Genomic DNA, 11866 nt, shown 5'->3' with positions numbered 1-11866 from the left:
TGGAAAGCAATAATGATTAAAAGGCATGGTGATAGAAAATAGCTTGGAATACTATAATCCCGATTGTCAATTATTGAAAGAGGGAACTGCCTATATGGAGCTTTATAAAGCTATTCTTTAGGCATTAACTATCTTTTTTTAGTTTTTTTACATATTCTAGCTTCTCTCGTTCACTCTGTAGCAAGCGTTCATAAAGCTTTTTATTTTCTTCTATTACCTCCATTAGTTTGTCTAATGCATTGAAGGTGCAGTGATTGTTAAAGGTGCTATTGCTATGGTCATTAAAGTTGTTGAAAAAATTTATAGCAGCTTCTTCACTAAAGTTTTTAATAGCGTCCACTTGAACACCCAGTACTTTAGCGATTTTCAATAATATCTCCTCTTCAACTTCCTCACTAGATTCAATTCTAGATATAGATTGCTGACTAATGCCCAATTCTTGAGCTAATATCTCTTGTTTTATGCCCCTAAGCTCTCTAATTCGGCTAATTTTCCTGCCCAGATGTATAGGCTTTGAAGTGGTTTCTATATATTCAAATATACATGGTTCATTTGAGTAAGGAAGCAAATTGTGAGAAATCCCATCTCTTTTAGGGGTATAATACTCGCCACTTGAGTTCGATACACAGAAAAGACTTTCCAAATTAGTAGAAACTAAGATTTTTAATGCTATGGAGGAGGAAGCTAATTTGTTAGAATCGATACAAATCAACCTTACTTATTTATCTAGACAGGAAAGAGAAAAGCCTGATTTAGTTATCGCTAAACTTTTTGAAGCAAGTTCACTGCCTCTTCTAAGAAAAGACCTGTGGAACTATTTGAAAGCAGCTACCTCAGCCCAAGCGTGGACATTGATGGACCAGCCTTGGGATGCAACTTTTCTGCAAGAGCAATTGGGAAAACTAATTGAAGCTTTTTGGCTGATGCTTCAAAGGAAGGAAGAATTGGATGGGGAGGTACATCCTACAAAATTTACTTATGAATCAATAGAACGTTTCAATGATGAACGAATAATGCGTATAGAGTATGACCACCTATTGGCAACGTATAGTGGTCATATACGGCTACTGCGGCAGCGAGAGCTGGACAATCCTTATCATGTTATAAAAGGCTTTTTTCAAGTTCAGTCTCTAAAAGGTTGGAAAAGCATGTTAGCGGATTGGACAGAATATGCTCTGCGGCGGGCAAGCATGTTGGAAGAAACTGAGAATAATGACCTACTGATACATTATGAGCAATTGGAAAGACTTTTAGAGGTAGCATATTTTCTTCACGGTCTGCATAGCAAAAGTTGCAAATCAGAGGCAGATGCAAAGTTGGCAGTAAAAGGAAAATCTTACATGGCGAATGAATCGGATAAACGAAGCAGTATATGTTCTATTATTCGATTTATAGCTGAGGTTGTGCAGCCAGAGAAGATTTTTCTACTAAATAGTTTAGACTTTAGGAATGAAGGATGCCCAGAATTCATTGAATTAATGGTCATTATTCAAACTAGCAACCAAAAGTCTTTTGCGAATTTCGAGCCTCTAGTAGAGTTTGCATTGTTATGCAGCAAAGATGTATCCTGTTCATTACATAAGGCTGACAATGTGCAAAGAGCTCTCCTTGATGGGCATATATTCTATTCTCTTAATTGTAAGCCAGAAAACTTAGTTTACGACGACGGAAGCCCAGATTTTGTTCCTACGCCTAAGGAGCTTTACCCTAAAATCATTGAAGAATCTTCTAAAGATTTCCAATCAAATTACTCTAGAGCAGTAGATTTTTATATAGGTGCCACACACTACTTTAAGATAGGAAACAAATCCCTTGTGCCATTCATGCTTCACCAAGCTGTAGAATTAACTTATCGAGCCATTCTACAATCACTTACTGGAAAAGAAATTCGGACTCATTCCTTAAAAGCCCAAATACGGCATACCCGTCGGTGTACCCCTAGCCTGACTAATATTTTCCCCCGAAATACTGATAAGGAAAAAAGATTGGTACACCTGCTAGATGAGGCTTATTTGCATGCGCGCTATGAAAATAACTTTCACATTGAAGACGCAATCATAGATATTCTGTTAAATCGTGTGCATCGTTTGCAGGAGCTGGCTAGGCAGGAGTTTGAAGCAAAAATGCAGGTGTTTGAAGGCCTATCAGGTTAAAATCAAATTAAGGGGAAAGAACTGGGTCATTTTCTGTTCTGATGTTCAAGGGCACTAATATATAAGGGAGGCAAGGACGATTTTATTTATAAATGGGGTAGATATCTCCATGAAAATAAAGCAGATGAAGTGGATGTAGCACATAAATAATATTTAACAATAACGATTAAAAATCCGCTGTACCTGAATTGCCTGGAACTCCCCCCCTCTGCTTGCCTTAAAACCGGATTGGTTCAGTTTCTCGGCAATGGCCTGCCAAGTCAGCCTTTGCTCTCGGTAAAGGCGGATTAGTTCAGCTGCTCTCCTATTATTGTCATTAGCGGCGGCTTTCCTTTTGATGGCCTCCACGCCAAGCTCTCGGCCGGTGTCGGTCAAATTCTCCAAGTTGCCCAATTGCTGCCCGCGCGCTTTCAGAGCTTGTAGTGCTACTTTGGTGCGCTTGCTGATTTGTTCCCGCTCGTGTTGGGCCATGGTGCCCCAGATGCCGATGTTGAGCGTGTTCATTTCCGGAATATCCAGACACAGCCAGTTAATGTTGCTTTTCTCCACCCGTTTTTTCAGTTGGAACAGAAAAGCCACTTCCCTGCTCAACCGGTCCAACTTTGCAATTATTAAAGTAGCGCTTTGCTTCTTAGCCGCCAGTATCGCCTGTTCCAGCAGCGGTCGGTCGTCGTTCTTGCCGGACTCGTGCTCTGTAAATTCCTGGATGATACCATCCGGGTTTTTAGTGAAGGAGATGACGGCGGCGCGCTGGGCCTCCAGACCCAGGCCGCTCCTGCCCTGCTTGGCGGTCGATACCCGGTAGTAGGCGATGTACTTCTGATACTCCATATATATATAAGAGTGACGGCTGGAATTTTCGGGTGCTGTTTTGCAATTGCAAAAGTTAGTAAACTTTTTCCCCTACCGCCCCATTTTCTATTTTTTGCTAAGGTACGCCCTATTTTACAAATCAGCAACGAACGTTCCTGATTTGTAAAATAGGGGAAGAATGTATATTGTTTTAAAAATTATGTTAAATTAATTTATGAAGCGTGCTTTTTTCTTTAACCTCTTTCTGTTCCAATTTCCCGTCCACTCCTTATATATAGGTGTAGGTTGTGGTAGATAGGCTAGGGGATTAGGTTGTTTGTCTGGTGCCGCAAAAACATATTACTCTTTTCCTAAATTCTATAACGACTTCATCTTATGTCGGCCGTAAATTTGATATGAAGGAATAATGATGCAACTAAATGGAAAAAGATATAAAAGCTCCCCAAGCACCGGTTTTGGCTTCAGAGGGACTGGCTTCACAGGTTTCCATGCCAGTTACCGGCATGACCTGTGCAGCTTGTGCGGTTAGTGTGGAATCCATGGTCGCCAGTACGCCGGGCGTTACCCAGGCCAACGTCAACTTTGCGACCCAGACTTTACAGGTGACCTATCATCCGGAGCAGGTACAGGTAACGGATATGCAAAAGGCGCTTCAATCGGTTGGGTATGACTTGATAATAGACACTGAAAACGCCCAGGAAATCCAAGAGCAAACCCAGCAGAGCCATTACCGGGAGCTCAAAAGAAAAACCATTTTAGCAGGCCTGCTTACGCTGCCTGTGGTGGTCATCGGTATGTTCTTTATGAATATGCCTTATGGCAATTGGATAATGATGGCTTTAAGCGCCCCGGTTCTATTTGTATTTGGACGCAATTTCTTTGTTAATGCCTTCAAGCAAGCCCGCCATGGCAAGGCCAACATGGATACGCTGGTAGCTCTAAGTACCGGCACTGCCTTCGCTTTTAGTGTTTTTAATACAGTAAACCCCGGTTTTTGGCATGCGCGGAACTTACATCCCCACGTTTATTTTGAGGCGGCTGCGGTTGTCATTGTTTTTATCATGCTGGGCAAATTGCTGGAAGAGCGGGCAAAATCCAGTACCTCCTCAGCGATAAAAAAACTGATTGGATTGCAGCCTAAAACAGTTTGGCTTGTTGAGGGAGACCAGGAACGCGAAGTGCCCATTTCAACTATTCAGAAAGGAAATGTTCTTCTCGTGCGTTCCGGCGAAAAAGTACCGGTAGACGGTGAAGTTTCCTCTGGTTCTTCTTATGTTGACGAATCGATGATAAACGGGGAGCCGGTGCCTGTTTCCAAAAGAATGGGAGATAAAGTATTTGCCGGAACAATTAACCAAAAAGGCAGCTTTCGGTTTACGGCTGAGAAGGTGGGCAGTGAGACACTTTTAGCTCAAATCATCAAATTGGTGCAGGATGCCCAGGGTTCTAAAGCCCCGGTGCAGAAATTAGTCGATAAAATAGCCGGGATTTTCGTGCCCGTTGTGTTTGTTTTTGCTCTTGTCACTTTGGCTACTTGGCTGGTCCTAGGCAGTGATAACGGCCTTTCACAAGGATTACTGGCTTTCGTAACGGTGTTGGTCATTGCCTGCCCCTGCGCATTGGGTCTGGCCACCCCTACGGCTATCATGGTAGGGGTAGGGAAGGGGGCCGAACATGGTATCCTGATAAAAGATGCCGAGAGCTTGGAACAGGCACACCGCCTGAATGCTCTCATTCTAGATAAAACCGGCACCATTACCGAAGGCAAGCCAGTAGTAACGGATGTTCTCTGGGCGGATGAAGTCCGCTCACGTCACAGAGAGCTGCAATCCGTGTTACTCTCCCTGGAACAACTATCTGAGCATCCTTTAGCGGAAGCCGTAGCCCGCCACCTGCGGGAAGGTGCGGTCCCGTCTGTGGCAATACATGGTTTCGATAGCGTAACCGGAAAAGGGGTGAAGGCAAGCTGGGGGGGGCGCTCCTACTTAGTGGGCAGCCCTAAGTATATGGCTGCAGAGGAAATATCGGTTTCAGGTGACCTGTCCAGCGTGGCCGAAAATTGGGCAGAGGCGGCCAAAACCGTGATTTATTTTGCAGAGGAGGGGAAGGCAGTGGCTATCTTGGCCATTGCCGACAAAGTGAAAGAGACATCGGCTAAGGCGATTGAACTACTGCAGCAAAGGGGAATCGAGGTTTATATGCTGACTGGTGATAATGCCCGAACGGCGGCTTCAGTTGCCCGGCAGGTGGGGATTCAGCATTTCCAAGCCGAGGTAATGCCAAGCGAGAAGGCTGATTTTGTAAAGCTTCTTCAAAGCCAAGGCAAAGTCGTAGGGATGGTAGGGGACGGGATTAATGACTCTCAGGCACTGGCGCAGGCAGATGTAAGCATCGCAATGGGGAAAGGTTCGGATATAGCCATAGACGTAGCCAAGATGACCCTCATTACCTCTGATTTGCAGTTGTTACCGAAGGCCCTGAAGTTATCTAGGTTAACCGTGAATGCCATCCGGCAGAATTTATTCTGGGCTTTTATCTATAACCTCGTTGGCATTCCGATTGCAGCTGGCGTGCTCTACCCGTTTTATGGATTCTTATTGGACCCTATGATTGCCGGGGCGGCGATGACGCTGAGTTCGGTATCAGTAGTTGCTAACAGCCTGCGTTTGAAAGCGCAGCAGCTATAAGTTTATAATGCGTTTTACAATTGTAAAAGCCTAGGGCTGGTCAGACTGGCAGGCCCTAGGCTCTTAAATCTATTGGTTTTTAATCTGCCTCCGTAACAGCTGGGCGTTGATGGCCACGATAACCGTACTCATGCTCATCAATGCGGCTCCAATTGCCGGTGATACCATGATTCCTTGGTTGTATAAAACTCCTGCCGCCAAAGGCAGGGCTATGACGTTATAGGCAGTGGCCCAGATGATATTCTGAATCATCTTGCGGTAGGTAGCTTTGCCGAAAAGAATCAAAGAAGCAATATCTTTCGGGTTGCTGTTGACCAGGATAATGTCGGCGGTTTCAGCGGCAACATCTGTTCCGGAGCCAACAGCAATACCCACATCCGCTTGCGCCAATGCTGGGGCATCATTGATTCCGTCCCCGGTCATAGCCACAAATTCACCCTTGTCTTGCAATTCCTTTATCTTCTCCTGCTTCTGGTGTGGTAATACGTTGGCCAGAAAGCCATCCATCTGCAAGGTGTCGCTCACGCTCCTCGCCACCCGGTCATTATCACCGGTCAGTAAAAGGTTCTTGATGCCGTTGGCCTTGAGGACCCTTATTGCCTCTGCGGATTCCGGACGAACCTTATCCCTCAGGCTGATAAAGCCCGCTACCGTTCCATCTATCAATACATACACTACCGTTTCTACTCCTTCCTCCGCATCGCTTTCCGGAACCTGAATACCGAATTCAGAAATATAATTAGGGCCTACTACCTTTACTGACCTGCCCTCCACGGTGCCTTCCAAACCTTTTCCAGGAAGGTAATTGAAGCTTTCGGCAGTGGGAATGGTAATATTTTCCGCCTTTACCCGCTTTATGATACCCTGAGAAATATAATGCTCTGAATTTTGCTCCACCCCAGCTGCAAGCCTCAGCAATTCTTTTTCCGGGAAGGCGGGATTGAATGAAACAATCCGGGCCACCTGGTGGGAGCCTTGGGTAAGGGTTCCAGTTTTATCGAAGATGATAGTGGTTATCTTGCGGGAATTCTCAAAGGCCGTCCGGTTCCGAATTAGCAGGCCATTTTTTGCAGATATAGCCGTAGATATGGCTACTACCAAAGGTACCGCTAAACCAAGCGCATGCGGACAGGAGATTACCATTACCGTCACCATCCGCTCCAAGGCAAAGGCCAATTCGGCTCCAACTAAGAGCCAAACGGTAAAGGTGGCAAAACCTGAGAAGAGAGCGATATAAGTCAACCAACGGGCGGCTTTATCCGCCAGGTGCTGCGTGTCTGATTTTGTTTTCTGAGCTTCCTGCACCAGGTTGATGACTTTATTCAAGTAGCTCTCCTCTCCCGTGCCTTGCACTTTTACTTTCAGAGAGCCAGCCCCATTTATGGAGCCCCCAATCACTTTATCATTTTTTACCTTCTGTGCTGGCTTGCTTTCGCCGGTGAGCATGCTTTCATTCACATAGCTTTCCCCCTCCTCTATAAGGCCATCAGCCGGAATCTTTTCGCCTGGCTTTATCAGTATCAGGTCATCTTTTTGCAGGGCATCAATCCTGACATCTACCGTTTCCCCCCCTCTTATGACATGCGCTTCGGAGGGCATAAGACTAACCAACAGCTCCAAGGCGCGGGAAGCTCCTAAAACGGATTTCATCTCTATCCAGTGGCCCAAGAGCATGATGACGATGAGGGTGGCCAGTTCCCAGAAGAAATCCATTCCCTCCAGTCCGAAGACGATGGCGGTACTGTAGAGGTAAGCTACCGTTATTGCAATCGCAATCAATGTCATCATGCCGGGAGACCCCTTCTTTACCTCATCCCTGAAGCCGGTCAGAAATGGCCACCCCCCGTAAAAGAAGATGACAGAAGACAAGGCAAAGGCGATGTACATGTTAAAGGGTATTTCCAGCCGGTACCCCAAAATATCCTGTACCATCGGGCTAATGATGATTACCGGAACCGACAGTAACAGAGAGACCCAAAACCTTTTCCGGAAATCATCAATCATCATGGCATGATGGTCGTGGCCGTGCTCTCCGTGCCCGGAAGGGGGCTGCCCCTCGCTAGGTATCGCCCGGTTATGGGCATGCAAGGTTTTCTCGGGTATTTTGTCCGCTGCCTCGGTGCCTTTAGAATTCCTTTCGTTGTTTGGATGGTGGTTATGATGGGAGTGGTCCATAGTTTATGGGTTTAATTCAGGAAGATTCGGAATAAAAACAAAGGGGTAACTTTGTAGATTACCCCTTTGTTTTTGCTCTTCTATTGAAGTGGCTCTATTTTGAAGCCAGCTTTCTCAACCGCTTCTACTACTTCCTGCTCGCTTACGGTACTTCCTTCGACAGTTAAAATTTTATCAGGGTTATTAGTGTCTACTTGCCACTTCTCAACACTTTTTTCATTGTTTAGAAAGGGAGTAACAGTGGCTACACATCCACCGCATTTGATATTGGTTTTAAATTTCAGAGTTTCCATCATCTTTCAATCATTGTTTGGTTATCAATCCAGACCTATGCATAAGTACTCATTTAGGCACTTAGCTTTCTATCATAAAAATACCCATTGACTTAGGACATTGTGTGACATAATTTTGGAAAAGCGTTACATTATTTTGTTCATCTGAAAAAACCGATTGACTATTGTTGTCTTTTTTAAAGCCATTATAATTTCCCTTAAAACTGCTGATAAACCCTAAAAACTGTCCCTTTAGAACCTTACGGTCAATCCTCCCCCCGCACCAAACCTGTTATCATAGTTTGCCATAAGCGAGAAGGTTTTAGAGATAAGATATTCAGAACCGACTCTCCAGACTATTTCCTTCGTGTAACCCTTGCCGCTGCTTATATTGCCTTCTCGGGTATCTTTTACCCAACCAAAGTCAGCTTGGTATTCAAACTCCCCGAACAGGAAAGTCCGGGGAAATACAAGTACCTCTCGGGCTAAGCTTATCTGGGGACGGAGTTTGTTGTCAATCCGAACGTCCAGGTTAAAAAGGTACGGAGTAAGGTACCTGAAGCCTACTATGGCCGTGGGTTGTATTTCATCAAGGCTATTGTCCTCTTCGTTTTCCACGTTGACGCCTCCGAAAACGCTGAGGTAGTCATATAGGAACCGCCCGTAGGTAAACTCTGCTTCCAGGTTCTTATTCCAGCCGTATTCTGCGTTTAAAACAAACTGGTTCCTTATGTTGGAGGACACGAGGTTGAGTTCTGCCATGTGGGAGGCTGCGTCAACGACACCCCAGGTAAAAAAATGATTGCTTTTGTTTGTGAGGATAGAGAGAGGATAGCGTTCCAGCCTTTCGTCCCTGGGGGTACCGTAACTAAAGACCCGTGCCATGCCTGCGTCCATGTGGTACAGGACATGGCAGTGGAAGAACCAGTCGCCGTACTCATTGGCATCAAACTCAATGACTACCTTTTGCATGGGAGCCACGTTTACGGTATGCTTCAGAGGGGAATATTCCCCGTTCCCGTTGATAACCCTGAAAAAATGCCCGTGCAAGTGCATGGGGTGGTGCATCATGGTCAGGTTGTTAAGGGTAATGCGCGTTACTTCGCCTTTGTTGATTTTTATTTTGTCCGCTTCATTCAATGGCACTCCGTTCAGGCTCCATATGTAGCGCACCATGTTACCGGTAAGGTTCAATACCATTTCCTTAACCGGTTTACCGGTTGGGAAATCTGTTTTCTCCGGCGATTTTAAGTAGTCATAGTTATATTCATCGAACATGCCCATGCCGGACATGCCTTGCTCGCTGCTTTCCTGACTCTTCCCTGCCATAGGCATTCCAGGGTTTGTGGCCGATTTTCTCATGGGGGCAGTATGCATCCCATGGTCCATTCCACTAGCGGACACCGAATCCATTTTCATTTTCTCCCCCGCTTTTTCCATTTCCATCTTGTTTGCCTGCCGGTTTCCTCCCTGGTGGGACATGTTGGCATGGCTTGTTTTAGAGGTGGCCAGGGAATCTTTAGAAACACTCATCCCATCTTTTCTCCCTTTCTGCATCAGGCCAACATTAGCCGGGTCGTGATTCATTCCGCCCATTTGCCCCATGCCCATCTCTCCTTCCATCTGCATCCCCCACTTGTTCATCATTTCAACAGGCTCTTCCTTCCCCGGATTAAATTTGGAGGCAGGGGCCCCCATTTTCATCTTCATCCCGGCCATTTGCTGCATCATGGCCACTTTATCTGGCCGGGGCACATCTGGCGCGCTAAGGGTATTGCCTTGCCCGAAGAAGGCGCTTGTTTGGCCGGAGCCATCCTGCACGGTAGCCCTTACCTCCATTTTACCGTTTTGCGGAATGGTGACAATGAAATCATAGGTTTCAGCTACGGCAATAAACGTTTTGTTCCGTTGCACAGGCATTACATCCAAACCATCGGCGGCTACCAACAGCGGTTCTTCTCCGCCGAAGGTCAACCAGAATTGGCTGGAGGCGGCGGCATTTATAATGCGTAGCCTTACTTTCTCTCCCGGTGTAAACTCCGGGTATTCCTGCACAGGTTGACCGTTGGTAAGGAAAGCAGGATAGTAAATATCGGCTATATCGGCCCCTTCCATCCGTTGTCGCCAGAAATTAAGCTGTGCCCCCAAGGCACCCCTTGCTATGACCATGCCCAGCGGGGTTGACGTACCTTTCTGTATGTCATAGATTTCTAGCCCGCGTTTCAGGTTCTTCAAGACATTCTTTGGCTTCTCATATGTCCAGTCAGACAGAACCACGACAAAGTCTCGGGCGTAGTCCAACGTTTTTTCTTTGGGTTCGATAACAATGGAACCATATACGCCAGACTGTTCCTGCAAGCCGGTGTGGGAGTGGTACCAATAGGTGCCCGCATGCCTTAAGGCAAACTCGTATTTGAGGGTTTTGCCTGGTTCAATGGGAGGTGTGGTCAGGTAAGGCACACCGTCCTGGAAATTAGGCAGCAGCAAGCCATGCCAGTGTACGGAGGTTTCCACATTCATCTCATTTTTTACGTATATCACAGCGTAGCCTCCCTCGGGAAACCGCAACGTAGGCCCTGGGATATTGCCGTTAATAGTCATACCCTTACTCTCTTTACCGGCAATCTTTACATTTTTCTGACTGATGGAGATTTGGTAGGTAACAGTATCAGTTTGAGCAGCTGCCTCTGTTCCAGTCAATAGCAGTAGTACAGCTAGTAAAATAACCAGGGGAGTGGGTTTTATCATAAAAAAGGGCTTACAAAATTTATAATGAATGTCTCTGCAGACAAGCAGAGACATTCATTAATGAGATTAAATTTCAGTAGCTTTTATTAGCCAGAAGCCATTCTTGTAATTCCTTAATCTCCGCCATCTGAGCATTTATCATCATATGTGCCATCTCTTTGATTTCGGCGCTGGTGCCATGCTCCATTACGGACCTGGAGTTCTCTATAGCGGATTGGTGGTGTACAATCATTAAATGGGAAAAGTCTTGGTCTGTGTCACCGGTCAATACCTCTAGGTCGCTCTGCTTACCAGATTTTTCCATAGAGTTCATTAGCTCCATATTAAAAGCGTTGTCGGCTGGCTGGTCAGGCTGATAAGAGCTAATAAAAGCCTGTAATTCCGCTATTTCTTTCTGCTGCTCGTCTTTTATCTTCTGAGCCATTGCTTTGGTGGTCGCATCATCTCCAGTACTTAATTCTTCATTTGACATGTCAATGGCTCCCTGGTGGTGCATAATCATCATTCGGGCAAAGGTAATGTCGGGGTCTTCGTTCATGGTCATAGCTTCCATTTCGTCCATCATGCCATGCATAATAGCCATCATTTTATTTTGGTCATGAGGTTGAATCAAAAGACCCTCATCTTCATCATCACAAGAAGCTAAAAGCAATGAAGCGGAAAGAAGTACCGCACCTAATCGAAAGGATAATAATTTTTTCATGGTTAATTTTTATAAGTCAAATTACCATTATTTTACTTGTACCTTTGTAATTAGTTTTGTACAATTTAAGATTAGATTTATATATTTTATGGTATCTTTAGAACGGCACTCACATCGCTTTAAATGGCTTTTAGGGAAATATCAGTTGAGTAGGATAATTGATAAAATACAATAATCAAAGACATAAAGCCTTTCTAGAAAATGCCACTATGATTTTGAAAGTGAATCTCAAATAAATAGTCTGTACTTCTTGCAAAAAGATTTTTAAAAAATAGGGATGTAAACAGGCAGTTCTATTGCCATTTACATCCCTTT

The 11866-nt window shown here is 45.2% G+C and carries 8 protein-coding genes; 2 read left to right on the top strand and 6 right to left on the bottom strand.

From position 1 onward, the window contains the following. Nucleotides 1-124 precede the first annotated feature (124 nt). Entirely contained in the window at nucleotides 125-643 is a 519-nt protein-coding gene (locus EFA69_RS06375; protein ID WP_245964511.1) for a helix-turn-helix domain-containing protein, read from the bottom strand. Between the two features lie 28 nt (nucleotides 644-671). Between EFA69_RS06375 and EFA69_RS06370 the strand changes: the two genes are divergently transcribed. After that, on the top strand, nucleotides 672-2153 hold the full coding sequence (locus tag EFA69_RS06370) for a HEPN domain-containing protein (protein WP_123132272.1): 1482 nt from the start codon (nucleotides 672-674) through the stop codon (nucleotides 2151-2153). A gap of 153 nt (nucleotides 2154-2306) precedes the next feature. Here EFA69_RS06370 and EFA69_RS06365 read toward each other — a convergent pair whose 3' ends face one another. Next, nucleotides 2307-2984, bottom strand: a complete 678-nt coding sequence (locus EFA69_RS06365; protein ID WP_123132271.1) for a recombinase family protein — start codon at nucleotides 2982-2984, stop codon at nucleotides 2307-2309. 401 nt (nucleotides 2985-3385) lie between these two features. Here EFA69_RS06365 and EFA69_RS06360 point away from each other — a divergent pair, with 401 nt between their 5' ends. Continuing rightward, complete coding sequence (locus tag EFA69_RS06360; protein ID WP_245964510.1) at nucleotides 3386-5653, top strand: heavy metal translocating P-type ATPase; 2268 nt, start codon at nucleotides 3386-3388, stop codon at nucleotides 5651-5653. Nucleotides 5654-5722: 69 nt separating this feature from the next. On the opposite strand, the gene EFA69_RS06355 is transcribed toward EFA69_RS06360, so the two are convergent. The 4 genes from EFA69_RS06355 to EFA69_RS06340 form a co-directional block, all read right to left on the bottom strand. Further along, on the bottom strand, nucleotides 5723-7828 hold the full coding sequence (locus EFA69_RS06355) for a copper-translocating P-type ATPase (protein WP_123132270.1): 2106 nt from the start codon (nucleotides 7826-7828) through the stop codon (nucleotides 5723-5725). An 80-nt stretch (nucleotides 7829-7908) separates the two neighbouring features. Then, the gene (locus EFA69_RS06350; RefSeq protein ID WP_123132276.1) at nucleotides 7909-8121 is read right to left on the bottom strand and encodes a heavy-metal-associated domain-containing protein; all 213 of its coding nucleotides are present in this window, start codon (nucleotides 8119-8121) and stop codon (nucleotides 7909-7911) included. Nucleotides 8122-8352: 231 nt separating this feature from the next. Then, on the bottom strand, nucleotides 8353-10848 hold the full coding sequence (locus tag EFA69_RS06345) for a multicopper oxidase domain-containing protein (RefSeq protein ID WP_123132269.1): 2496 nt from the start codon (nucleotides 10846-10848) through the stop codon (nucleotides 8353-8355). Nucleotides 10849-10921: 73 nt separating this feature from the next. Further along, on the bottom strand, nucleotides 10922-11551 hold the full coding sequence (locus EFA69_RS06340) for a DUF305 domain-containing protein (protein WP_123132268.1): 630 nt from the start codon (nucleotides 11549-11551) through the stop codon (nucleotides 10922-10924). Nucleotides 11552-11866: the final 315 nt, after the last annotated feature.

The organism is Rufibacter immobilis (genome assembly GCF_003721565.1).
GTDB lineage: Bacteria > Bacteroidota > Bacteroidia > Cytophagales > Hymenobacteraceae > Nibribacter > Nibribacter immobilis.
This window is presented reverse-complemented; position numbering and strand designations above follow the sequence as displayed.

Coding starts and splice junctions, on each gene's coding strand:
- EFA69_RS06370 (WP_123132272.1), top strand. CDS start 672: ATGGAGGAGGAAGCTAATTTGTTAGAATCGATACAAATCAACCTTACT.
- EFA69_RS06350 (WP_123132276.1), bottom strand. CDS start 8,121: ATGGAAACTCTGAAATTTAAAACCAATATCAAATGCGGTGGATGTGTA.
- EFA69_RS06340 (WP_123132268.1), bottom strand. CDS start 11,551: ATGAAAAAATTATTATCCTTTCGATTAGGTGCGGTACTTCTTTCCGCT.
- EFA69_RS06345 (WP_123132269.1), bottom strand. CDS start 10,848: ATGATAAAACCCACTCCCCTGGTTATTTTACTAGCTGTACTACTGCTA.
- EFA69_RS06360 (WP_245964510.1), top strand. CDS start 3,386: ATGGAAAAAGATATAAAAGCTCCCCAAGCACCGGTTTTGGCTTCAGAG.
- EFA69_RS06355 (WP_123132270.1), bottom strand. CDS start 7,828: ATGGACCACTCCCATCATAACCACCATCCAAACAACGAAAGGAATTCT.
- EFA69_RS06365 (WP_123132271.1), bottom strand. CDS start 2,984: ATGGAGTATCAGAAGTACATCGCCTACTACCGGGTATCGACCGCCAAG.